The sequence below is a fragment of the Pseudoduganella sp. RAF19 genome, assembly GCF_052114165.1.
Classification (GTDB): Bacteria; Pseudomonadota; Gammaproteobacteria; order Burkholderiales; family Burkholderiaceae_D; genus Rugamonas.
This window is the reverse complement of record NZ_JBFREF010000005.1, coordinates 190,845-215,476: the sequence shown is the minus strand read 5'-3', so window position 1 is coordinate 215,476 and position 24,632 is coordinate 190,845. Positions and strand designations below refer to the sequence as shown.

Annotated in this window: 18 protein-coding genes; 5 read left to right on the top strand and 13 right to left on the bottom strand. The window is 61.0% G+C overall.

The window, feature by feature from the left end; translation table 11 throughout:
• The first annotated feature begins 187 nt into the window (after positions 1–187).
• The 4 genes from AB4Z19_RS14245 to AB4Z19_RS14230 all read left to right on the top strand — a co-directional run bounded on the left by AB4Z19_RS14245 (position 188) and on the right by AB4Z19_RS14230 (position 4,858).
• A complete protein-coding gene (locus tag AB4Z19_RS14245; RefSeq protein ID WP_442027497.1) occupies positions 188–1,186 on the top strand; it encodes a BMP family lipoprotein in 999 nt (332 codons plus the stop codon).
• An 81-nt stretch (positions 1,187–1,267) separates the two neighbouring features.
• On the top strand, positions 1,268–2,797 hold the full coding sequence (locus AB4Z19_RS14240) for an ABC transporter ATP-binding protein (RefSeq protein WP_442027496.1): 1,530 nt from the start codon (positions 1,268–1,270) through the stop codon (positions 2,795–2,797).
• Positions 2,798–2,799: 2 nt separating this feature from the next.
• A complete protein-coding gene (locus AB4Z19_RS14235; RefSeq protein WP_442027495.1) occupies positions 2,800–3,882 on the top strand; it encodes an ABC transporter permease in 1,083 nt (360 codons plus the stop codon).
• A 4-nt stretch (positions 3,883–3,886) separates the two neighbouring features.
• Positions 3,887–4,858 carry an ABC transporter permease gene (locus AB4Z19_RS14230; RefSeq protein ID WP_442035478.1) on the top strand — a complete coding sequence of 324 codons (972 nt, stop codon included), beginning with the start codon at positions 3,887–3,889 and terminating at the stop codon, positions 4,856–4,858.
• A 187-nt stretch (positions 4,859–5,045) separates the two neighbouring features.
• On the opposite strand, the gene AB4Z19_RS14225 is transcribed toward AB4Z19_RS14230, so the two are convergent.
• From AB4Z19_RS14225 to puuE, 10 genes are all read right to left on the bottom strand, one after another.
• Positions 5,046–6,089 (bottom strand): S1/P1 nuclease, encoded by a 1,044-nt coding sequence (locus AB4Z19_RS14225; RefSeq protein ID WP_442028506.1) that lies wholly within the window; start codon positions 6,087–6,089, stop codon positions 5,046–5,048.
• Complete coding sequence (locus tag AB4Z19_RS14220; RefSeq protein ID WP_442028507.1) at positions 6,086–7,354, bottom strand: phospholipase D-like domain-containing protein; 1,269 nt, start codon at positions 7,352–7,354, stop codon at positions 6,086–6,088. The genes AB4Z19_RS14225 and AB4Z19_RS14220 overlap by 4 nt, the downstream gene beginning before the upstream one ends.
• A 9-nt stretch (positions 7,355–7,363) precedes the next feature.
• Positions 7,364–8,977, bottom strand: coding sequence for a bifunctional metallophosphatase/5'-nucleotidase (locus AB4Z19_RS14215; RefSeq protein WP_442035477.1), 1,614 nt, complete (start codon positions 8,975–8,977; stop codon positions 7,364–7,366).
• A 151-nt stretch (positions 8,978–9,128) separates the two neighbouring features.
• Complete coding sequence (locus tag AB4Z19_RS14210) at positions 9,129–12,542, bottom strand: TonB-dependent receptor domain-containing protein (protein WP_442028505.1); 3,414 nt, start codon at positions 12,540–12,542, stop codon at positions 9,129–9,131.
• Positions 12,543–13,036: 494 nt separating this feature from the next.
• Positions 13,037–14,470, bottom strand: a complete 1,434-nt coding sequence (locus tag AB4Z19_RS14205) for an adenosine deaminase family protein (RefSeq protein ID WP_442035476.1) — start codon at positions 14,468–14,470, stop codon at positions 13,037–13,039.
• A gap of 25 nt (positions 14,471–14,495) precedes the next feature.
• Positions 14,496–15,806: a guanine deaminase gene (gene guaD, locus AB4Z19_RS14200; RefSeq protein ID WP_442028836.1), complete on the bottom strand. Its 1,311-nt coding sequence runs from the start codon at positions 15,804–15,806 to the stop codon at positions 14,496–14,498.
• Positions 15,807–15,811: 5 nt separating this feature from the next.
• On the bottom strand, positions 15,812–16,798 hold the full coding sequence (gene xdhC, locus AB4Z19_RS14195) for a xanthine dehydrogenase accessory protein XdhC (RefSeq protein WP_442028837.1): 987 nt from the start codon (positions 16,796–16,798) through the stop codon (positions 15,812–15,814).
• Positions 16,795–19,119 (bottom strand): xanthine dehydrogenase molybdopterin binding subunit, encoded by a 2,325-nt coding sequence (gene xdhB / locus AB4Z19_RS14190; RefSeq protein ID WP_442035475.1) that lies wholly within the window; start codon positions 19,117–19,119, stop codon positions 16,795–16,797. The genes xdhC and xdhB overlap by 4 nt, the downstream gene beginning before the upstream one ends.
• 11 nt (positions 19,120–19,130) lie before the next feature.
• Positions 19,131–20,600 carry a xanthine dehydrogenase small subunit gene (xdhA, locus tag AB4Z19_RS14185; protein ID WP_442028340.1) on the bottom strand — a complete coding sequence of 490 codons (1,470 nt, stop codon included), beginning with the start codon at positions 20,598–20,600 and terminating at the stop codon, positions 19,131–19,133.
• A gap of 79 nt (positions 20,601–20,679) precedes the next feature.
• Positions 20,680–21,627: an allantoinase PuuE gene (gene puuE, locus AB4Z19_RS14180; RefSeq protein WP_442028341.1), complete on the bottom strand. Its 948-nt coding sequence runs from the start codon at positions 21,625–21,627 to the stop codon at positions 20,680–20,682.
• A gap of 105 nt (positions 21,628–21,732) precedes the next feature.
• On the opposite strand from puuE, the gene uraH reads away from it, so the two are divergent.
• A complete protein-coding gene (gene uraH / locus AB4Z19_RS14175; protein WP_442035474.1) occupies positions 21,733–22,089 on the top strand; it encodes a hydroxyisourate hydrolase in 357 nt (118 codons plus the stop codon).
• Here uraH and AB4Z19_RS14170 read toward each other — a convergent pair.
• From AB4Z19_RS14170 to AB4Z19_RS14160, 3 genes are read right to left on the bottom strand one after another with little or no spacing between them, the layout of a single operon-like run.
• Positions 22,074–23,297 carry a glutamate carboxypeptidase gene (locus tag AB4Z19_RS14170; protein ID WP_442035473.1) on the bottom strand — a complete coding sequence of 408 codons (1,224 nt, stop codon included), beginning with the start codon at positions 23,295–23,297 and terminating at the stop codon, positions 22,074–22,076. The two genes, uraH and AB4Z19_RS14170, sit on opposite strands and share 16 nt — an antisense overlap.
• 45 nt (positions 23,298–23,342) lie before the next feature.
• A complete protein-coding gene (locus tag AB4Z19_RS14165) occupies positions 23,343–23,834 on the bottom strand; it encodes a NuoB/complex I 20 kDa subunit family protein (protein WP_442035472.1) in 492 nt (163 codons plus the stop codon).
• 52 nt (positions 23,835–23,886) lie between these two features.
• Positions 23,887–24,612 carry a helix-turn-helix domain-containing protein gene (locus AB4Z19_RS14160; RefSeq protein ID WP_442035471.1) on the bottom strand — a complete coding sequence of 242 codons (726 nt, stop codon included), beginning with the start codon at positions 24,610–24,612 and terminating at the stop codon, positions 23,887–23,889.
• Between the last annotated feature and the right edge of the window lie 20 nt (positions 24,613–24,632).

Genomic DNA, 24,632 nt, shown 5'->3' with positions numbered 1-24,632 from the left:
TGCACAAATTTTAATCAGTAATAAATTTGTAAAATTTGCCGGAATCGTTGTAGTGAAGAGACAGGGCGCGCAGAACTTTTTTGCCAAATGGAAAATTCTTGTGCGCCGCAGGATAAAGAAAGACTGGCCGAGGATGGATGTTGGGCCCGCAAAAACTATACAATAGCGAACCTCCAGGAGCTCTTACATGAAAATCAAACAACTTAGCTTGATGATCGCCGCATTTGCGGTCGCTGCCAGCGCCTCCGCGGCCGACCCGAAGCTGGGCATCGTCTATGATGCCGGCGGCAAGTTCGACAAGTCGTTCAACCAGTCCGCGTTTGAAGGCGCTTCGCGCTTCTCCAAGGATACTGGCATCAAGTTCATCGAAGTGCAGGCTTCCAGCGACACGCAGGCCGAGCAGGTGCTGCGCGGCCTGGCCCGCAAGAACCTGGACCTGATCGCTTCCATCGGCTTTGCGCAAACGCAAGCCGTGCAGAAGGTCGCCAAAGAATTCCCGAAAGTACACTTCGTGCTGATCGATGGCGTTGCTCAAGGCAATAACATCAATTCCGTGACGTTCAAGGAAGAAGAAGGCTCTTACCTGGTGGGTGTGGCCGCTGCCATGGCTTCCAAGTCCAAGAAGCTGGGCTTCATCGGCGGCATCGACATTCCTCTGATCCGTACTTTCAACTGCGGCTACGCGCAAGGCGCGAAAGCCACCGACAAGAAAGTGGAACTGTTCTCCAATATGGTCGGCACCACCGCTTCCGCCTGGAACGACCCGGCCAAGGGCGGTGAACTGGCCCGCTCCCAGTTCGAGCGCGGCGTGGACGTGGTATTCGCAGTGGCTGGCGGCTCCGGCCTGGGCGTGCTGCAGACCGCCAAGGAGAAAGGCAAGCTGTCCATCGGCGTCGACTCCAACCAGAACCACCTGTATCCGGGTTTCGTGCTGACTTCCATGGTCAAGCGCGTGGACAACGCCGTGTATGACTCCTTCATGCAGATGAAGAACGGCACCTGGAAAGCCGGCGTGACCGCCAAAGGCATCAAGGAAGGCGGCGTGGACTGGGCTCTGGACGAGAACAACCGCAAGCTGATCACCCCGGAAATCGAGAAGAAGGTCCTGGGTGCCCGCAAGGACATCATCGATGGCAAGATCAAGGTCATCGATATCCGTGCCACTAACGCCGCCTGCCCGGCCTAATTCGCTTTCCCTTTAACGAGAACGCGCCGACGGGGATACCCGTCCGGCGCGTTTTTCAGTAAATACGACCTGAAAATCCTTATGCAGCCAGCTGTTGAATTTCGCGGAATCTCCAAGCACTTCGGTGCGGTGAAGGCGAATACGGACGTCAGCTTCAGCATCGCCAAAGGGGCCATCCATGGCCTGGTGGGCGAGAACGGGGCCGGCAAATCGACCCTGATGAGCATCCTTTACGGCTACTACCATGCCGATGGTGGCGAGATCCTGTTGGATGGCAAAGTCCAGCACATCCGCTCCTCGCAGGAAGCGATCCGTCTCGGCATCGGCATGGTGCACCAGCACTTCATGCTGGTCGAAAACATGACCGTGCTCGATAACGTCATGCTGGGCACTGAAGGCGGCTTCAAGCTGAAGGCGCACCGCGCGGAAGCCGAGCGCAAGCTGCGCGAGATCTGCGAACGCTACCGCCTGGACGTCGATCCGCTGGCCACCATCCACGACCTGTCCGTGGGCGCCCAGCAGCGCGTGGAAATCCTGAAGCAGATCTACCGCTCGGCCAACATCCTGATCCTGGACGAGCCGACCGCCGTGCTGACCGCGCAGGAAACCGCGTCGCTGTTCGAGATCCTCAAGCTGTTCAAGGAACAAGGCAAGACCATCATCCTGATCACCCACAAGCTGCAGGAGATCAAGGACATTACCGATACCGTGACCGTGATGCGCGGCGGCCGCGTGGTTGGCGCCGTGCAGACGGCCGATGTGACCAAGGAAGACCTGGCCAATATGATGGTCGGCCGTCCGATCGAAAACAACCTGCCGCGCGCACCTTACAATCCGGGCAAGCCGGTGCTGGAAGTGAAGAACCTGCAACTGCAGGACGATAACGGCGTCAAGCTGCTGAAGGACATCAACTTCACCCTGCGCGCCGGCGAGATCGTGGCGATTGCTGGCGTGTCCGGCAATGGCCAGTCCGAGCTAATGGAAATCCTGTCCGGTATGGCCCTGCCCTCTTCCGGCGAGGTCGACTTCGAAGGCAAGGCTCTGCCCTACGGCAAGCGCCACGACGCGGACGGCCTGCCGACCAAGTTCCGCGAGCTGGGCATCGGCCACGTGCCGGAAGACCGCCTGCGCGATGGCGTGATCAAGAACTTCTCCGTGATGCAGAACACCTTCTTCGGCTACCAGGACAAGGTGAAGAACAAGTGGGGCCTGATCGACTTCAAAGGCATCGCCCAGCGCTGCGCGGGCCTGCTGAAGGAGTTCGATGTGCGCCCTGCCAATCCGGACCTGCGTATCGGCCTGCTCTCCGGCGGCAACCAGCAGAAGGTGGTGATCGCACGCGAAGTGCTGGCCCAGCCCAAGCTGATGCTGGTCGGCCAGCCGACCCGCGGCGTGGACATCGGCACCATCGAATCCATCCACACCCAGCTGCTGGCCCTGCGCGACGCGGGCGTGGCGATCCTGCTGGTGTCGGTGGAACTGGAAGAAGTGCGCGCGCTGGCCGACCGCATCCTCGTGATGTGCGGCGGCGCGATCACCGGCGAACTGAAAATCGAAGAATTCGACACCACCCGCATCGGCCTGCTGATGGGTGGCATGCATAGACACTGATCATGACGACAAACGATATGCCACGCTGGGCGACTGGCTTTGTCCTGCCCATCCTGAACCTGCTCTCCGCGCTGCTGGTGGCCGCGCTGGTGATTCACCTGCTGGGCGAAGACCCGGTGGAATCCATGCAGATCCTGATCAACAGCGCCATCGTCAATCCGGAAGGCCTGTCCTACACGCTGTTCTACGCGTCCACCTTCGTGTTCACCGGCCTGGCAGTGTCGGTCGCGATGCAGGCGGGCCTGTTCAACATCGGCGCGGAAGGCCAGATGTATTTCGGTGGCCTCGGCCTGACCCTGGCCATGCTGGCCTTCGACGCTTCCCTGCCCTGGTATCTGCTGATCCCCGTCGGCATCGTCGGCGCCGCGCTGTTTGGCGCGCTGTGGGCCTTCATTCCGGGCTATCTGCAGGCCAAGCGCGGTTCGCACATCGTGGTGACCACCATCATGTTCAACTTCATCTGCGCTTCGCTGATGAACTTTGTGATCGTGAAGTACCTGATCCCGGCGGGAGAGCAGAACACCGCGTCGCGCGTGTTCTCTGCCGCCGCTGAAATGCCGCGCCTGAACACCTGGTTCCCTGTGCTGGGCGATACCCCGCTGAATGTGAGCTTCATCTTCGCCCTGATTGCGCTGGTGATCTACGGCGTGATGGTATGGCGTTCGTCCTGGGGCTATAAGCTGCGCGCTACGGGCCTAAACAAGCACGCCGCGCACTACGCTGGTGTGAAGATCTCCGCCATGATCATCGCCACCATGGCGATTTCCGGCGCGCTGGCTGGTCTGGGTTCGGTGAACTCCATCCTCGGTTCCACGCACTACCTGTCGCTGAACTTCGTCGGCGGCGCGGGCTTCGTCGGCATCGCGATTGCGCTGATGGGCCGCCAGCATCCGGTCGGCATCCTGCTGTCGGCCATCCTTTTCGGCGCGCTGATTCAGGGCGGCTTCGACCTGTCGCTGGAAAAACCGAACATTCCGACCGAAACCTTTATCTTCATCCAGGGCCTGATCATCCTGTTCTGCGGCGCGATGGAAAATCTGTACGCACCGGCCATCATCAAGCTGCTGAAATCGCGCAAGGGCTAATACCATGACTTTTGAAGATCTCCATCTCGGCTCCATCGTCATATCCACCGTGCGCAATGCGCCGGTGCTGATTTTCGCCGCCATGGCCGGCTTGTTTGCGGAACGCTCCGGCGTGATCGATATCGGCCTGGAAGGCAAGATTCTGGCATCGGCCTTCGTGTCGGCAGCCGTCGCCTTCGCCACGCATAATCCCTGGTACGGCATCCTGGCCGGCATGGGCATTTCCGTGGCGCTGGCCCTGCTGCAAGGCTTCGTCGCCATCACCCAGAAGGGCAACCAGCTGGTGGGCGGCATCGCGATCAATATCGCCATGAGCGGCCTGACCTTCGTGGTAGCGCAATACTTTTTCCAGCAAGGCGGCCGCACCCCTGATCTGGGTGACGCGCGCTTGTTCGACGTCGTACTTCCTGGCAGTTCCGCCGTGGCCGACATCCCTGGCCTGGGCTGGATTTACACGCAGCTGATCGGCGGCCATTCCGTGCTGGTTTATCTGGCCTTCGCCCTGGTACCGGTGGTGCACTGGGTGCTGTACCACACCAGCTTTGGCTTGCGCCTGCGCGCCTGCGGCGAGAACCCGCATGCGGCGGATGCGGCCGGCGTGTCGGTGGCAACCATCCGTTATTCGGCCATGCTGATCGCCGGCGTGCTGTGCTCCTTCTCCGGTGCTTACCTGGCCATCGTGCAATCGGGCTTCTTCCTGCGCGATATGTCGGCCGGTGCCGGCTACCTGGCGCTGACCGCCATGGTGTTCGGTAACTGGCGTCCGATGTACACCTTCCTCGGTTGTCTGATGTTCGGCTTCTTCGGCGCTGTCCAGATCCAGCTGGAAGGCGTGGACCTGCCGGTAGTGGGCCGCATTCCTGGTGCGCTGATCCAGATGGTGCCGTATGTAGTGACCGTGATCGTGCTGGCGGGCCTGATGGCCAAGTCGGTCGCACCAAAGGCCATCGGCGTACCGTTCGTCAAGTCGCGCTAAGGCCACACAGTCAAAAAGAAACCCCGCCGCGGCGGGGTTTTTTCATTGTATCGACTCGTTGCGCGGACTATATTCAAGGAAGCGGGGGGAGATAGCTGAGCTGGCATATCAAGACCAGCGCGCACTCCAAGCAGGTGACTGCCTGCGCCTTGTGCGCCCCTCCTGCCCGCCCTTTCCGCGCCTTGGTTTAAGGCCAGATTTTTTCCAGCAGCTCGGCCAGGTGGTAGCCGCCTTTGACCAGTTGCTCGCGTGCGATCGCGGACGACGGCACGGGATAGTTGTCCGGCACCGTCATGGCCCATACCGTATAAGCTTCGCCGCTCTTGCTGGTCTGCTTGGTCGCGGTACCAACCTTCACATCGGCGTAGGCTTGCTTCGATACCACCAGTGCATCGTTGGCCCACTGATACGGCCAGCTCGCCACATCGCCTGTATTGGCGGCCAGCGCCGGCTTGTTCTCGACGGCCCATTGCGCGAACTGCTCCGGCGTGCGCTTGCTGGTACGGCGCATGGCGTAATCCACCACCGTGGTATCCCAGTAAGAGTGGAAAGGCTTGGTCGGATACTTAGATGCTTCCGGTTTGGTGTCCGACGGCGGAATCAGCTTCGCGCTCGATGCAGCCAATGCCGCTTCGTCCATCTGGAAGTTGTTCCCGCCGCGCGAATCAAAGACGTTCAGCGAATCGATTTCTGCCTGGGTTTTCGGCACCACGAACATGCCGTCCTTGCTGACGTAGGCCGCGCCCACGTGCAGCGGCTGATGGATGTCGCCGGCCAGGTGGGTCAGGATCAGCAGCGCCTGGCGCCTGGTGAATTTGTGCGGGTTGGTTTCCGGCGTATCCTTGCCCTGCAGGACCAGGATAGCTTCCTTCATTGTTTGCACGATGTCGTCATCAGCCGTACCGACGGCGTGATCGTGGTATTCGCTCAGCTGGAACGGCACGTCCGTGTAGTGATATTCGGAGTGCTTCGGATTGGCGCTCACATAATCCGCCATCTCCGCGGTTTGCGGGCCGCAGAAGGTGCCCTTCACGCAGTCCGCCCAGTTGGCGATGGACTCCAGGCTTTCACCCGGCAGCAGCAAGGCTTTTACCTGCTTCTCCGCGTCGGTGCCTTTGATCAGCTTATCGGCGATGGCGCCGACAACGCGGTGACCGGCATTACCCCACGCCAGCGCGTTGGTCGAAATAAAGGCGGCGCTGATCGCCGCGATGCATGCGAGTTTTTTCATTCCTCTTCCTTGGCCTTGTTCGGTTTCGGGTAGTTCTTGTTGATGTCCAGTGGCTGCGCGTATTGCGAAGACCAGGTTTGTTCATGCAGCGCCGTCAGTCGTTTTGCCATCTGCTCGTTGCGCATCACGACTTCGATATTGCGCGACAGGTCCAGATAGCCGCCGGACCAGTTGCTGGTGCCGACCCAGGCCAGCTTACCGTCAATCGTCATGATCTTGCTGTGGATGACGCGCGCGAACGGAATAAAGCCGGTCGAGGCTTTCGGCAGCGTGACCACGCGGATCTCCACATTCGGCAGCACGGCAAGGCTCTTCAGGTAAGCCAGCGCCGGCGCTTCCAGGTTCCAGTTCGATACCATCAGCTTGATCTTCACGCCACGGTTGGCCGCAGCGCGGACGGCGTTGTCGATCACTGCGTAGTAAGGGCGCGTGCCTTTCGGGCCGTAGCTGAGCGGTGCGTAGTCCAGCAGCTGCACGCGCACTTCTTCTTTCGCATCGGCCAGCAAGGCTGGCAGCGTGATTTCGGAATCGAGCACGCCCGGCGGATTGAACGCGCCCGGGCTGGACAGCAGCACGGCGTCCGGCGCGGCTGCAGGTGCAGCGAGCGCCGGCGCTACTTCAGCCAGCGGCGCCGGCGTTGCCAGCACAGGCGCCTTGGCACGCAGCGGCGCCACGGTGCGGCCTTGCGCCACTTGCGCCTGGGCGCTCCAGTCCTGCTCGAAGATCGCCTGAATTTCGCCAACTACTTTCGGATCGCTGATGCGCAGGCCCGTCTCGTGGATGTGCGTGAATGAACGCCAGTCGAAGTTCTGGCTGCCGACAAAGGCCACAGCGCGGTCCACCACCAGGTACTTGGCGTGAATGATGCCGTTGCCCGTCAGTTTGTTGACGTCCAGGATGCGGAATTCCATATTCGGAATCGCCTTGATGCGTTCAATGGTCGCAGCATCGGACAAGCCGACACCTTTTTGATCCAGCAGGAAGCGGATCTTCACGCCACGCTTGCCGGCAGCGTCCAGGCGCTCGATCACATGTTCGAAAGGTGCGCCGGCTTTGCTGGCAATGTAGAACTGGCCAATAACGATCTCGCTTTTCGCGTTATCGAACAGCTCAGACCAAACGGTCACTGGATCGCGCAGATCGGCGCTGTGCAGCGTGGTTTCAACCGGCGCTGTCTGCACCAGTTCGAAGCCGGGAATGCGGAAATCCGCATGGGCGCTGCCGAAAACGGCGCTCAGTGCAGCGGCAAGGATAAAGCGGCGCATGGTGCTCCTTTATTTGATGCGCGTGAAGCGCAAAGTGGTGGCCTGCTGGCCAACCGGTTTTCTATCGTTCTCGCGGCGCACCAGGTACTGCGCCAGCGAATCCACGTCGCGCACGCCGGTCTTCACGCGATTGCTGCCCTTGGTGAACATGGAGAAGCCATCGCCGCCTTCAGCGATGAAGTTGTTGACTGCTACGCGATAGCTGTCGCTGTCTTCGAGGCGCACGCCATTGAGCGTTATGCTGTCCGGGACGATACGCTGGCCAACAGGCTGGCGCAAATCGTACTGGTAGGTGAAACCTTCGGATACCTGCAGCATGGCGCGCTTGTTATTGGCTTCGCCAGCATGCCATTGTTCTTCGAGCAGCGCGCGCACCTGGGCGCCGGTCATGTTCATGACCACCAGCTCGTTCCCGAACGGCAGCGCGGCCTGCACATTGCCCAGCGTGGCGATATTGCCCTTGCGGGTTTCCAGGTCCATGCGCACGCCGCCCAGGTTCATGAAGGCGATCTGCGCGCCCCATGGACGGCCTGCCAGCAGTGTCGCATCCGCCACCACCTGTCCCAGCGGCGATTCTTCCGTGCCATCCATGCGCGGCTGGCGGACAACGGACGCGCCCAGGGTGGCGACAGGTTTCGCCAGCTCCGCATTGCTGCGGGCGCGTACCTTGTCCATAAACGCCTGCATGGCTGGCTCGGCGCCGAAGCGGCCTGGCTCCATCACGATATTGCGGGCGCTGACGTCGGTCAGCACGCCGCTTTGCTTGTCGACTATCATGCGGATGCGCGACAGCACATGACCGCCCATCTGTGCCTGTGTGACGAGCCGGCCATCCACCTTGCACAGGTATTCCTTGTGCGAGTGGCCACTGATGACAAGACGAATGACCGGGTCGAGACGCTTGACCACACCCACGATATCGCCAGTCAGATCATCGCAGTATTCACTTTGCGGCAAGGCTTCATCATTGTGCGCGTGCTTGCCGCCCTGGTGGATCAGCACCACGAAGACAGTTGCGCCCTGCTCGCGCAGCTGTGGAATCAGTTTGTTGATGGCCTGCGCTTCATCGATCACCTGCATGCCACTCAGGCTGCTGGCGGAAACCAGTTCCGGCAAATCTTTGACCACGGCGCCGATGAAGGCCACCTTCACCCCCTTTACCTCTTCGATACGATAGGCAGGCACCACGGGCGTATTGCTGCGGGTATCGATGACGTTGGAGGCGAGATAGCTGAACTTCGCGCCTTCAAAGGCAGTCTCGAACTTGCAGGCCTTGTCCATGCGCGGCGAAGCGCAGCCGCCGTTCTGCTGGCGCAGCAGTTCGGCGCGGCCCGGATCGAATTCGTGATTGCCCACCGAAGTCACGCGCAGGCCCAGCATGTTCAGTGCATCAATGGTCGGTTCGTCGGCCCACATCGAGGATATCGCAGGGCTGGCGCCAACCAGATCGCCTGCCCCCACCAGCATCAGTTGCGGATCATCCTTGCGCCAGTCCTTCAATGCAGCGGCCAGCGTCTCGACGCCACCTATCTTCTCCTCGCCGCCATAACGGGAGGCTTCGAGATTGCCGTGCAGATCGTTCAGCGCAACGAGGTTCAATTCGACGGTATTGGAAGGCCGCAAGACAGCGCAGCCACTCAGAAGGGCCGCAAGAAGAAGGGGCCGCAGGGAGGATTTCATGGCGAAAAACGGGAAAGGCAAAAAGTCCATTGTACAAAGAAAAGGGCCGGTGTTTCCACCGGCCCCTTGTATCAAACTATATCAAGCAAAGCGCTTAGAACTCGTACTTGAAGGTAGCTTGCATAGCCCACTGGGATTCGCCCTTGACCTGGCGGACATCGAACGGTTCCACCACGTCGCGCAGACGGTAGATGTACTTGCCGGATGCAGGATCGACACCAGCGAAGTCCACGAAGGAGCGCGCCTGGCCGCCGTTGGTCTGGAAGCTGATCTCGTTGATACGGCCCCACTTCTTGTTCAGCAGATTGCCGACGTTGAAGATGTCGAAGGTCAGAGAAGCCTTGTGGCCTTTCCACAGACCTGGCAGTTCCTGAGCGATACGCACGTCGAAGCTGTTGGTCCATGGCGAGAAGGCATCGTTACGCTTGGTCACGCCGCCCATGGCGTTACGCAGCGAACGGTTGGCGTTCACGATGCTCCAGAACTTGTCTTCGTTCGGGTGGTTGGTCGCGGTGTCGCCCACGAACAGCACTTCGCCCGAACCCGGCTTGGACGGGATGTACATCAGGTCGTTACCGGCCGAGGAGTCACCGTTCATGTCGTTGTTGAAGGTCCAGCTGTATGGCTTGCCGGTACGGCCTTCGTAGAACAGACCGAAGGTGGTGCGGTAAGCGCCCCAGAACGCCTTACGGAAGTTAACCATGGCGTTGATACGGTTCTTCACCAGGTACGCCGAGTTAGCATCCACTTCTTCGTTCGGGTTGAAGATGGAGCGGCTCAGGTAGTTGGAGCTGGAGGTCGACGAGGTCAGCGGAGAAACTTCCTTCGCTTCCGTGTAAGTGTACGACAGCGACCAGCCGAAGCCACCGATCAGCGGACGGCTCAGGGACATCGTAGCGATGTTCGAGTAGCCTTCGCTGGTCTGGGTTGCTACCAGCACGTTGTTGAACGATGCGTTGGACTGTGCCTTGGCGCGGAAGCCGGTGCAGACGCCGTTGGTCAGGTTACCGTTCGCGGTCCAGCAAGCCGGGTTGTAGCCCTGTGCGGTGTAGTACAGCTCACGGCCGTCATGACCGATCAGGGTTGGCGCACCCAGGTTCAGGTTCTGGTAGTAGATTGCGTCGCGGGTCTTGAGCTTCAGGAATTCGCCGCTCAGCACCATGTTGTACCAAGGCAGTTCGTGGTCAACAGCGACGTTAGCCTTCCACACGGACGGCTGACGCAGGCCAGGAGCCAGTGCGTCGACGTTCGCAGCCGGCTGTGCGCCGGAGAAGTTGGTCGGCTGCTTGGTGATGTCCGGAGTGAAGATCGAAGCAGTGGTCGAGCAAGCCGAGAAGCCGCTGGTGCCGCAACCCAGCACGTTGGTCGCAACGCCGGTGTTCGAGAACGGGTTGGACAGCCACACGGTCAGCGCGGCGCCCTGGAACAGGCCTGCACCACCGCGGATCTGGGTGTTGCGCTCGGTATCCAGCTTGTAGTTGAAGCCTACGCGCGGCTGCCACAGTTTCTGGCCGTCGAAGGTCTTGGTGTTGTCCAGACCGAAGCCGCCGGTAGCGCGGCCGTTCACGATCGGACCGGCAGCAGCCAGCACGGCGGTGTTCTGCAGCGGATGCTCGCCGATGTCAGCGTAGTCAACACGCACACCAGCCTGCACGGTCAGGTTCTTGGTCACCGACCACTGGTCCTGCACGAACAGGCCGTAGTTTTTGAAGCTGAACTGCGAGATCGCGTCGTTCAGGGTGCGGCCAGGCGCTGCCACCTGAACCAGGTAAGAGGTCGGACGGCCGCGGCGGAAGTTTTCCAGAACGGCGGCTTCATAGTCGGCGTTGGACAGGTTCGTGCAGCTGGCGATGGTCGCACCGCCCTTGAAGTCGTAGGCAGCGCCGTTAATGCAGTTGAAGGTGTAGTTGCCCCATACGTTCTGCAGGAAGGCGTTGTACACGTCGTTCTTGTTCAGGTCACCGCCGAACTTGATTTCGTGATCGCCGTGGGACCAGTTGGCGCCAACGTAGGCGTCCTTGGTCTTGGTGCCCAGCACGTTCAGCTGGCGGCTGTTGTCGGTACCGAAGTTCAGGAAGCGGTTACCGGTCGACACGCCGGCCGGTGCACCGGCTGGCAGAGCGCCGCTGAACTGCAGGCCCATCAGAGGCAGGTTGGAGTTCAGGGCAGGCACGGAGTCATAGTCGCGCTGCGAGTACTTGATCTCGGTCGAGAAGGTCGGAGTCCAGTCGGAAGTCAGCTGGGCAACCTTGGTCTCGATCGACTTGTTCTGCGCGTACCATTCGGAGTTCAGGGACAGGCCGGTCGCGGACAGGCCGGAGAACTGCGGCTCGGTTTGCGAGGTCTTGGCCCAACGAACCATCAGGCGGTGGTCGTCGTTGATGTTCCAGTCCAGTTTGACCAGCTTGTCGGTCACGTTTGCAGCCAGGCCGGCCGGCACGTCGGAGGTGCCGATGTCCATGCCCCAGGTGTTCTTGGCGATGGATTGCGCGCTGGAGATGGCGGACGGGGTCACGCCCACGTTGGTCAGGCTCGAACCCAGTGGGCCGAAGGCCGGCGCGGTACGGGTCGATTCAAACTTCTCGTAGTTGGCGAAGATGAACAGCTTGTCCTTGATCAGCGGAGCACCGATGGTCGCGCCCTTGGTGGTTTCCTTGAAAGGAGCCGGAGCGGAGTAGGTGTCGTTGGACGAGTTGTAGCGGTCACCGGCCAGGCGGTCGTTACGGAAGACGTAGTAAACCGAACCCTTCACCTGGTTGGTACCAGACTTGGTCACGGCGTTGATATTGCCGCCGGTGTATCCCTTCTGGGTCACGTCGTAGTTGGCTACGTTCACCTGTACCGACTGGATTGCTTCGATCGAGATCGGCTGCTTCAGGGTCGGGGAGCCGTTGGCTTCCAGACCGAAGGTGTCGTTCACGGCCACGCCGTCGATGGTCAGGCTGTTGTAGCGGGAGTTCTGGCCGGCCACGGACAGTTCGCCACGTTCCTTATCGGTCTGCGAAATACGTGGGTCGGAGCGGGCATAGTCTGCCAGGTTACGCGCGATGGACGCCTGGATAGCCAGTTCAGCGGAGCTGATGCTGGTACCCGAGCCCATGGAGGACTTGGAGAATCGCTCATTGCGGCCGCCGGCCACGCCGGAAACGGTCACGGTCTGCATCGGTGCGCCGATGGTGGCGTCCACGTTGGCGGTCTGCGCCAGCTCGATGAACACGCCTTCGCGCTTTTCGGTCACGCCATTCTGGGTGACCGTAATGGTGTAAGGACCGCCGGCGCGCAGACCGCGTGCAACGTAACGGCCTTCGGCGTCGGTCACCACGTTGCTGACGGAACCGGATTCAACGTGCAGGATCGTCACCTGGGCGCCAGCTGCTGGTTTGCCATCAGCAACGGAGATACGGCCGCCGATGGCGGACGTGGTGTTCTGCGCGAAGGCGGGAGCCGCCAGAGCGAGTGACAGGCTAAACGCGATCTGCGTCAACCGAAGTCGTTTTTGATTCTTCATTGTAATAACCCCAAAAGAGACAAAATTATTGGACACGGACGGTATTGCTTGTGACTACCCCGCTCGCGGCCTTGTTTTACGAGTATTAATATTGCAAATTTATTAGCCGACCAGCGAGTCTATCCGGTCTGTTTTTCAAGACCGTGACAGCTTTATGACAACTCTGTGACACACACAAGGTTTCCCTGCGCGCATAATTGTTTATTTTTCGTGCAACTATGCATGAACTGACCAAATCGTGACAAATTCGATTTCCTTTGCGGATTTATATGCAAAAAATCTAGATCGACCTCATCCGGTCATCGTTTGGTCAAAGAATAGCTGCGCTGGGGGAAGGCTTTGAGGCGGGATTATAATTCAGTCACTCTTGCGTGAATTTAATTCATGAAGAAATTATTAAAACGCTTTCGAGAGAACAACAATTTGTGGCGTCAGGGCCACACGGGAACCAGGCGGGACCGGGCAGCCGCTTGGCCGCCCGGCAGATATTGATTTTATTTCACTGATTTTTGCTGCGAATTTGCCACATCGGCTTCGAACTTGGCAAAGCGATCACCCAGTTGTTTCAGCAACCGTTGCTTGTCAGCATCGGACATGAAGCTGTAACGAATGCTGTCATATGAAAGCTTTTTCACTTCGGCATAGTCGGCGTGATAGCGGGTCGCAAACAGCATGTATTCATTCGACAAGTTGTTGCGTGACACGCCCGCGTCGTCAGTCGAGATCACAAATGGCACCCCGTATTTGCGATACACCGTCACCGGGTGAGCCTCGCCTTTGATGCCCAGGATGAACTCGTTGCTGCTGAGATTGATCTCGACCGGAATCTTGCGATCGCGCATCTCCTTCAGCAGGGCTGGCGCATTGCGTTCGTGCACGATATCGATCCCGTGGCCAATACGCTGGCCGCCCGCCACGTCGATCGCCTCACCGATGTGGAACTTCAGGCCTTCCGGCGGCACCATGCCCAGGGCCAGTTCGCCTGCGTGCAGCGACAGCTTGACCTGTGGATACTTAGCTTTCAGGAACTTAAACATTTGCATGTGCAGATCGTAGTCGCGCATGGACACGGTGAAGTGCTCAGCGCCTACGATATTGACAGCCACTACCTTCGGATTCGACATCGCCAGCTTGAAGCCGGCCGCCATTTGCGAGAACACCATGGACGGCGTCAGGAATCGCAGCACGAACGGCTGGTAGCGCATGGTGAACTGTTCATCGTCGATACCGGCGCTGCTGGTGTCGAGATGCGTGTTGTAGTCCGCGATGCCTTTGGCGAAAGATGGATTGGCTTCCAGCTTCTTCAGGTAGGCATCTAATTGCTGCGGCAGCGAGCCGTCATTCTTCACCGACTTGTCGAAATCCGGGTCCAGAGTAATCGGTGCGATCTCGTACACCGTTTCGATGTAGCTCAGGTTTTCATCGATGGCGCGTTGTTTCAGGCGCTTCAGGCCATCATTGCCATTGGTCGACGCCACATCGTTGAAGTAGCCGAAGGTTTCGAAGAAGGTATGATCCGGCGGCATTTGCTGCGCGCCGTGATTGTAGAAGTCCTTGACCGACCAGCGTTGCAGCAGGTTGCGCAGGGCCGTGTTATCCAGCGCCAGATCCTGGGCGCTGACACAGCCCGCAGTGCGTTTCGCCTGATCGGTGACGATGCGCGAGGTTTCCTTGTCGATGCAGTAGCCCTGCTTATCCACCCACTCCAGGTATTGCTCCGCGTAGATCGCGCCGGAGTAGTGGTTGTGCAGGTCGCCGCCCTTGGGGAACTGGGTGAAGAACATGGTCAGTTCCGCCAGCTTGGGCTGCGGTCCCGAGACCAGGGACGCGAAGTGGCGCGCCGTGATGTCCTGGTTGCTGGCGGCATTCACAGCGGCTGGCGCAGCGAAGGCCAGGGCAATCAGCAGGCTCGGGATGGTCTTTTTCATGGACGGTCTCTCTCGGTTTTGTTGTTCAGACCCTGCGCTCGTGTACCTTCCTGCCCGCTGAATAACTGGCCGCGATCACGCGGTCGTCGCCCAGCAAGGCCAAAGCAAACAGCTGTTCTTCCAGGCTTTCCGTGTTGACGCTGCGCCGCGCCAGCAGCGGCGTCGCTTGCGGGTCGATGACAATAAAGTCCGCTTCGCAGCCGGCCGCAAAGCTGCCGATCGTATCGTCCAGCTGCAGGCTGCGCGCCGCACCCAGGGTAGCCAGGTAAAACATGCGCATGGCAGGCAGGTAACTGCCCTTCAAGCGCGCTACTTTATAGGCTTCATTCATCGTTTGCAACATGGAGAAGGAAGTGCCACCACCCACGTCCGTCGCCAGCGACATCAGCATGCCGTGCTTGTCGGCCTGTTCGAAGTCGAACAGGCCGCTCCCCAGGAACAGGTTGGAAGTCGGGCACACCGCCGCGGCGGACCTGGTTTCCACCATGCGTTCGCGGTCGCGCTCATTGAGCCAGATGCAGTGACCGAACACGGCGCGCGGACGCATCATGCCGTAGCGGTCGTACACGTCCAGATAGCTGCGGGCTTGCGGGAACAGCTGCTGCACCCAGGCGCATTCCTCCTGGTTTTCCGAGACGTGGGTTTGCAGGAAGGTATCCGGGTACTTCTGCGCCAGTTCGCCCGCCAGTTGCAGCTGCGCCTCCGTGGAAGTCGGTGCAAAACGCGGCGTGATGGCATACAGCGAGCGGCCGTGCTTGTGCCAGCGCTGAATGAGTTCCTCGGTGTCGCGCGCGCCCTGTTCCGCCGTATCGCACAGGAAGTCAGGACAGTGGCGATCCATCATCACTTTGCCCGCGATCATGCGCAGATTACGTTGCTCGCTGGCGGTGAAGAAGGCGTCCACCGATTGGGGATGGACGGTGCAGTAGACCATGGCCGTGGTGGTGCCGTTGCGCAGCAGCTCGTCGAGGAAGAATTCAGCGGTCTGCGCGGCGTGCGCCGGATCGGCGAATTTGCGCTCGGTCGGGAAGGTGTATTGCTCCAGCCAGGGCAGCAGGCCTGGCGCCGGTGAGGCAATCATGTCCGTTTGCGGATAGTGGACGTGAGCATCGATAAAGCCCGGCATGATGATCTTGCCGCGGTAGTCGTGCACTTCCGTGTCCGGCGGCAGTGCGTCCTTCAGCGTGGCGTAGTCGCCAGCTGCCTGCACCTTGCCGTCTTCCACGATCAGCAGGCCATCTTCATGCCAGGCGTGGGCGCGCTCGGTGAAGGCCGGATCGGCGTGAAAGTGCAGCAAGCCTGCTCGGTAGGCCTGCACATTGTGCGTTTTGTTCATACTGTTTATTCTTTCGTCTGGTCTTCCCAGACCATCAATAACTGGGCGGCGACCGAGGCGGCAATCACCGCTGGTGCCTTGTTGATGATACCCGGTATGCCAACAGGGCACACCATGCGCTCCGCGCTGAAGCCTTTCGCTTCGAGGCGGGAGGTGAATTGCGCGCGCTTGGTTTTGGAGCCGATCAGGCCGAACCAGCCCACATCGGCACGCGCGAGAATGGCTTCGGACAGGCGCTGGTCCAGCGCGTGGCTGTGAGTCATCACCAGGTAGCTCGCATGCGGTGGCGCCTCGTCCACGCAGGCTTCCGGCGTATCGGTTGCTTCAATCCGCACATTGGCCGGGATCTCGGAGGGGAACATATCGTCGCGTTCGTCGACCCAGGTCACGGTGCAAGGCAGCTCCCCCAGCGCACGCACGATCGCGGCGCCAACGTGGCCTGCACCAAACAGAACCAGGTGCGCGCGCGGCGTCAGGCAAGGATCGACCAGCCAGCGGCGGCCCGTTGCATCGGTCGCCAGTCCTGCCGGGCCATGCGGCAGATCGGCCGGCGGCTGCACGCCAGCCAGCAGATGCCCCTGCGCGTCCACGACCGCACACATCGGATCACCATCCAGCGCAACGTAGCGCCAGCTGTCGTCCCAGCGCCGCTCACGCAACGCCGCGAGAACTGCGGCCACCTCGCCGCTGACGAGTTCGAAGGTCAGCCAGACCACGCCGCCGCAGCACTGGCCCAGGCGCGGGCCGAGAGGAAAGCGTTCGTAGCGCGGCAGCTGCGCGCTGCGGCCGTTGCCGCCAGAAGCGGCTTCCGCCAGCATGCTGCGCGCGATGTCGAAGGCGCGATGCTCAAGATGGCCGCCGCCGATCGTATCGAACTGGGTGTCAGCCGTCACCAGCATCTTGGTGCCGGCTTCGCGTGGTGCGGAGCCCTCTACACGCGCGACCGTTACAAGGACGGCAGGCGCGCCGGGCGCGGTCATCCAGCCGCTCATTGTGCTTCCACAACCGCGATAGCGCGCAGGATTTCTTCGCTGGTCGCAGGCGCGTTCAGCGGAGGATTGATCTTGTGGCCACCGACCGCCGAAATTGCATCGCGAATGGCGAAGAACACGGAGAACGGCAGCAGCAGCGGCGGCTCGCCCACTGCCTTGGAGCGGTGAATCGAATCCTCCACATTGCGGTTCTCGAACAGCTTGACGCGGAAGTCCTGCGGGCAGTCCGAGATGCCGGGAATCTTGTAAGTGGACGGGGCATGCGTCATCAGCTTGCCCAGTGAATTCCACCACAGCTGCTCGGTCGTCAGCCAGCCCATGCCCTGAATGAAAGCGCCCTCCACCTGGCCAAGGTCGATGGCAGGATTCAGCGAAGCGCCGGCGTCGTACAGGGCATCGGCGCGCAGCAGCTTCCATTCGCCGGTCAGCGTATCAACCACCACTTCCGATACGGCCGCACCGTAAGCGTAATAAGAGAATGGATGGCCGTTCATGGTCTTGGCGTCCCAGTGCAAGCCAGGCGTGGCGTAATAGCCATCGGACCACAGCTGAACGCGTGCCAGATAAGCCTTCTGCACAATCTCCCCAAAAGGCAGCGATTGCCCGCTGACGTGGATCTCATTGCCAAAGAAGCGCACATCCGCCGCATCGCCGCCATACTGGCGCGCGGCAAACGCGGCAAGACGCTCGCGGATCTGGCGTGCGGCATCCTGGGCCGCCTTGCCGTTCAAGTCAGCGCCGGTGGACGCTGCGGTTGCCGAGGTATTGGCCACTTTGCTGGTATCGGTTGCCGTCACGCGCACGTGATCGAGATCCAGGCCCAGTTCATGTGCCACGCATTGCGCCACCTTGGTGTTGATGCCCTGCCCCATTTCCGTGCCGCCGTGATTGACCAGCACCGAACCGTCGACATACACGTGCACCAGCGCTCCCGCCTGGTTCAAGTGGGTCACATTAAAGGCGATGCCGAATTTCACCGGTGTCAGAGCCAGCCCTTTTTTCAGCACAGGGCTGGTCGCGTTGAATGCCGCCACCGCAGCGCGGCGTGCGCGGTACTCGCTGCTCTCTTCCAGCTCCGCCACCAGTTCATGGATGACGTTGTCCACGATGACCTGGCCGTAAGGCGCAACGTTGCGGTCTTCCTTGCCGTAGAAATTCAGGCGGCGGATGTCCAGCGGATCGCGGCCCAGGTTGCGTGCAATCTCGTCGATGATGTACTCGATGGCGATAGCGCCCTGCGGACCGCCGAAGCCGCGGAAGGCGGTATTCGATTGCGTATTGGTCTTGCCGCAGCCTGCGCGGATATCCACATCGGACAGGTAGTAGGTATTATCGAAGTGGCAGACGGCGCGCGTCGCAACAGGGCCGGACAGGTCGGCCGAATAGCCAGCACGCAGCGTCATGTCAAGCTTGGCGCCAACGATACGGCCGTCGTCGTCATAGCCCACTTCGTATTCGTAGAAGAAGCAGTGGCGCTTGCCGGTTACCATCATGTCGTCATCGCGGTCGGCGCGCAGCTTGACCGGACGGCCGCTCTTCACTGCGGCAATCGCAGCGGCTGCAGCCCACAACGCCGATTGCGATTCCTTGCCGCCGAAACCACCACCCATGCGGCGGCATTCGACCTGCACATGATGCGAATGCAGCCCCAGCGCGTGCGCGACAACGTGCTGCATCTCGCTCGGATGCTGTGTGGAGCACTGCACCAGCATGCCCTTGTTTTCTTTCGGGATGGCGTAAGCGATCTGGCCTTCCAGGTAGAACTGTTCCTGGCCGCCGACAAAAAGCTGGCCCTGCACCTTGCGCGGCGCGCGCTGGAAGGCAGCTTCGCAATCGCCACGTTGCAAATGCATCGGCGGCAGAACGTAAGAACCGGCAGCCTTGGCCTGCTGCGGCGTCAGGATGACGGGCAGATCTTCGTAATCGACTTTCGCACGGCGCGCTGCGCGGCGGGCGTTGGTGTGACTGTCCGCCACCACGATGAAGATCGGCTGGCCGATGTAGAACACTTCGCCGTCAGCCAGGATGGGATCGTCGTGAATGATCGGACCGCAGTCATTGGTGCCCGGGATATCGGCCACCGTGTAGACCGCCTTCACGCCCGGCGACGAACGCACGGCATCGAGGCTCAATCCGGTAATGCGGGCGTGTGCTTTCGACGACAGGCCCAGCGCAGCATGCAGCGTGCCTTGCACTTCCGGGATATCGTCCGTGTAGGTGGCCTGCCCCAGCACGTGCAGCTCGGCCGATTCGTGCTTGCGTGGGATGCCGACGCCGCTCCAGGCGGCGGCCTTCAGTTCGGGAGTGACGGGATGATTCATGGTCTTTCCTTTCACGCGCCGGCGGCGAAAGCATTCACGTCCTGCGCGGACAATGGCGCTTCGCTGCGCGTCTCAAGCCAGAAGCGGCGCAGCAGATTCTGCGCCGTCTTCATGCGGTACTCGCTGCTGGCGCGCATATCGCTCAAGGGAGCATAGTCCTGCGCCAGCATCGCCATCGCTTCCTTCATCGCCGCCTCATCCCACACGCGGCCTTGCAGCAGCGCTTCCGTGCGCGCAGCGCGCTTCGGTGTGGCCGCCATGCCGCCAAAAGCGATGCGCAGCTCGGCAATCACGCCGTCTTCGATGCGGAAGGCGAAGGCGGCGCACACCGCGGAGATATCCTGGTCGAAACGCTTGGCCAGCTTATAAGTGCGGAACTGCACATCCGCGCGCGGCAGCGGCACGCGCACAGCTTGCACGAATTCGTCCGCCTGCAGATCCTTCTTCATGTAATCGAGATAGAAGGCTTCCAGCGGCAGCACGCGTTCACCTGCTGCGCCGCACAGTACGACCTCGGAACCCAGTGCGATCAGCCACGGCATGGAGTCGCCGATCGGCGAACCGTTGGCCACATTGCCGCCCAGGGTTCCGGCGTTACGAATCGGCAGCGAAGCAAAGCGCTGGCGCAGTTCGCCCAGCTCGGATGGATAGTGCTCGCACAGGGCGTTGTAAGCATCTTCCAGCGACACCCCGGAACCGATTTCCAGCTTGCCTTCGCTCACGCGCATTGCCTTCAACGCATCGACATGGCCGAGATAAATGATGTCCGCGATCTCGCGCATCTGTTTGGTGATCCACAGTCCCACGTCGGTGGAACCTGCCAGCAGCACGGCGGCCGGATTGGCAGCGCGCAGCTGGATCAGTTCATCGAGCGTGCGCGGCGCCAGGAAAGTCTGGCCATGCGCGTTGTACACCGCCAGCTGATCGCGCTTCAGCGCTTCCAGCTGCGCCACCAGCTGCGCGCGGTCGAACGCCACTTTCGGCAGCTCCATCATGCGCCGGGCCGCGTCGATGATGGGCCGGTAACCCGTGCAGCGGCACAAATTACCGGACAGGCAGTCGTCAATCTCCTTGCGTTCGGGCTTCCGACCCTCCTGCTTGAGGTACATGCCCCACATGGACATGGCGAAGCCCGGCGTGCAGAAACCGCATTGCGAACCGTGGCATTCCACCAGCGCCTGCTGCACAGGATGCAGCGCGCCGTCCTGCTGTTGCAGGTCTTCCACAGTGAACAGGGCTTTTCCGTCCAGGGTTGGCGTCAACTGGATGCAGGAATTCACGGCCTTCAGTTCAAGCTGGCCGTTGGCATTCAGGCCGCCCAGCACGACGGTGCAGGCGCCGCAGTCGCCCTCGGCGCAGCCTTCCTTGGTGCCGGTACAGTGCAAGTCCTCGCGCAGATGCTGCAGGACAGTCTGCGTCGGGGCGGCGTCATGCACTTCGTGCACGCTTCCGCGGTAATAAAAACGGATCGGTTCTGACATCTCGGCCTCGCAATAGTCCCAGATTGCAAGATTAGCACCGCACCCCACCGCCCCTATAAGAATTTACTGATTTTGAATATCAGCGATTTCGCATATACGGATGGTGCTGGTGCCAGTGCTCCGCAATATCGATGCGGCGGGTGATCCATACGCTTTCGTGGCCCTGAACATAGTCGAGGAAGCGGGCCAGCGCCGCCGCGCGCGCCGGACGTCCGACCAGGCGGCAGTGCAGACCGATCGACAGCATTTTCGGCTGGTTCAGGCCATTCGGGTCCCCTTCCTTATAGAGTACGTCGAAAGCGTCCTTCAGGTAGTCGAAAAATTGCGTGCCGCTATTGAAGCCTTGCATTGCAGCAAAGCGCATATCATTGGTATCGAGGGTGTAGGGCACGATCAGCTGCGGCGTGACGGCTGGCTTGCCGCCTGCGTCCGTGTGCGCAACTTCCTGCCAAAATGGCAGATCGTCGCCGTAATAGTCGGCATCGTAGCGGAAACCGCCATGCTCCACGACCAGCCGCCGGGTGTTCGGCGAGTCGCGGCCGGTGTACCAGCCCAGAGGTGCGCTGCCGGTCAGCTCCTTGATGATCCCAACCGCTTCCTTCATGTGGGCGCGCTCGGTGGCCTCGTCCATATTCTGGTAGCTGATCCATTTCAGGCCGTGGCAGGCGATTTCATGGCCCAGTTCCTGGAACGCGGCCACCGCTTCGGGGTTGCGCTGCAAGGCCGTCGACACGCCGAAAATCGTCAGCGGCAGCTTGCGCTCCTCGAACATGCGCAGCAAACGCCACAGGCCGGCGCGCGAGCCGTATTCATAAATCGACTCCATACTCATGTGGCGATTGGTGAACGCCGCTGCGCCGATGATCTCGGACAGGAAGGTCTCGGAGGCCGCATCGCCATGCAGCACATTATTCTCGCCGCCTTCCTCGTAATTCAGTACGAACTGCAGCGCCACGCGGGCTTTATCGGGCCAGTTCGGATGGGGAGTGGTGCGGCCGTAGCCGATCATGTCGCGCGGATAGCTCATGGTGAAGTCAGGGTGATTGGTATATCTTCCATCTTATATTGCCGGGTTGGCATCGGTATATGATTTACGGAATACGCAAATCAGCCCGCACATATAAGGATAATCATGGGAAAACTGACCACGCACGTACTCGATACCGCCAACGGCCGTCCGGCCTCCGGCGTGCGCATCGCCCTGTACGCCATCGCGCCGGACGGCTCACGTTCGCAATTAAAGGAAGAAACCACCAATGGGGACGGACGCTGCGGCRCACCGCTGCTGGAAGGCGCCGAGATGAAGCCGGGCCGTTATGAGCTGGTGTTTGAAGCCGGCGATTATTTCGCGGAGCACGGCGTGACGCTGCCGACGCCGCGCTTCATCGATCATGTGACGATCGCCTTCGGCATCGCGGACGGCGACCAGAACTACCACGTGCCGCTGGTGGTGTCGCCCTGGTCCTACTCCACTTATCGCGGCAGCTGATCGCCTTTGCCGTACACCTGAATCAAGCGCGCCAGCAGGTACAGGCGCGGTGCGATGCTGTCGATTTCGGCGTATTCATCGGCCGTGTGGATGCCGCCACCGACAATACCCAGGCCATCCAGCGTGGGCACACCGGCCGCGAAGATCAGGCTCGCATCGGCCGCGCCACCGCTGCTCTCAAGCGTCAGCTTGCGGCCCAGCTCCGCGTAGATATCCGCCGCCTGCTGCGCCAGCGCATCGGTGACCGGGCTTGGCGGCATTGGCGGGAAGCCGCGCACCAGATGGGCCTCGACCCGCGTTTCCGGGATCATCTTATTAGCCGACAGGCGCGCCAGATCATGCTCGACGCGGTCGAACTCCTCGGCCACCATCACGCGCACATCCGCCTGCATGGACGCGCGGTCCGGAATCACATTGCTGCGATCACCGGATTTGATGACGGTCCAGTTGACCGTGGTGTGCTTGTCCTCATCACCCAGGTCGGACAGCTGCATCAGCTGGTGCGCCGCTTCCTGCGCGGCGTTCTTGCCATCCTTCGACGCCGAACCTGCGTGCGCGGCCTTGCCGGTTACCTCCAGCTCAATTTCGCCGCTACCTTTGCGCGCAACGACCAGTCCATCCGCAGCGCGGCCCGGTTCAAGATTGAAGGCGACGTCGTGTTCCCTCGCCAGTTTTTCGATCAGGGCGCGTGAACCGTGCGAGCCGGTTTCCTCATTCGTGTTGAGGAGGACAGTAATCTTCGCGTAGTCCTTGTAACCTTGCAGGATCTTCAGCGCACCAATGGCGGCCGCGACGCCGCCTTTATCGTCCATGATGCCGGGACCGTAGGCGCGATGGCCCTCAATGCGGAAGGGACGCGAAGCGGCCGTGCCGTCGCCGTAGACGGTATCCAGGTGCGCTACCAGCAGGATGCGGCCCTTGCCCTTGCCGGTGAAGGTCGCCTGAATATTGTGGCCGGATGCAGGCGAAGCTGGGAAGGTTTCGATGCGCGCGCCCAGCTTCTGCAGTTCGGCGGCAGCGAGCGCGCCGACCTTGTCCAGGCCCTTGCCGTTGAAGGAGCCCGAGTCGATATTGACCATGCGGCCCAGCAGCTTCAGCACCTCCGGCTTCGCCTTCTCGGCGCGCGCCAGCAGGGACTTATTCAGCTCGGCGGCCTGCGTGCTGTGGACCAGCGCCAGCGCGGCCAGCGCCGCGGCGACTTTCTTCATTCTGCACATCCTTCCGTAATGAACGATGGGCAGAATAGTAGCGCATCAGCGAGCGATCTCGCTGTAGTGCTTATTCGGCTTCAATCCCTTGACCTTGCGCTGCAGTTGCATCAGGCCATACAGCAGGGCCTCCGGCGTCGGCGGACAGCCGGGAATATAGACGTCCACCGGCACGATGCGGTCGCAGCCGCGCACCACCGAATATGAGTAGTGATAGTAGCCGCCGCCATTGGCGCAGGAGCCCATCGACACCACATAGCGCGGCTCCGGCATCTGATCGTAGACCTTGCGCATGGCGCGCGCCATCTTGTTGGTCAGCGTGCCGGCGACAATCATCAAGTCCGCATGGCGCGGCGACGGACGCGGACACATGCCGAAGCGGTCCAGATCATAACGGGCCGATGCGGCTTCCATCATTTCGACCGCGCAGCAGGCCAGGCCGAAACTGAGATACCAGAGGCTGTCCGTGCGGGCGGTGTTGAGCAGAGATTCGAGCGAAGTGACGACATAGCCGTCCTTCTCCAGCGTTGCTTCCATATGCATTTCCCCTAAACGTGAAATCCGGCGTCACGATAGCGGGTTGTGCGGGCTAATACTTGTATGAATGCGACAGCTCGCCCGCCACGACGGCCAGCGCTTCGTCGTCGTAGTGGTAAAGACGCAGCTCGCCCTTGGTGTCAGCTGCCACGCCTTGCAGCAGGGTGCGCGGGGCGAGCCCGGTGTACTGGATGAAGTCGCGGATCATGTGGGCCTGGTCATGGTAGCCGGTATCCATGGCGACACGGGTGAGCAGGCCGTGCCTGGGCGGCTGCGCCATCAGCCGTGCCAGCGCGCGCACGTAGCGGTCCATCTTGCGCGAATCGCGGATGCTTTGGCCGTAGCTGGCGGCGAAGCGGCGCTCAAGCTGACGGACGCTCATCCCGCAGCGCGCAGCAATATCCAGCGTCGGCAGCGCCAGCAGGCTCGCCGGCAGCACGAAGGGCTCGCGCCCGCCTTCGCGGCGATCCAGCAATTTGAACAGCCAGTCGGCGAAGTCGCTTGCCCACTGGTGGCAATCACCGGAAGAACGCAAGGCATCTTCCAGCTGCGCGGTCGGCAGGCGCAATTCATCGAGCGGCAGGATGGCGTCGCACAGCTCATTGAGATCAGGATCGAATAGCCGCCCGAAGCGCCCCGGCTCGATGATGGCGCTGATGAAAGTCGTACCGGGCTCCCACACGGCGGGGAAAGGCCCGGTCAGCGGACCGGTAACAAAGGGACGGTCATACAGCACGCCGCCCGCCAGCGAACCGCCGCGGATAAAAAAGGTCAGCATCGGGCAAGGCGTCGACGGCA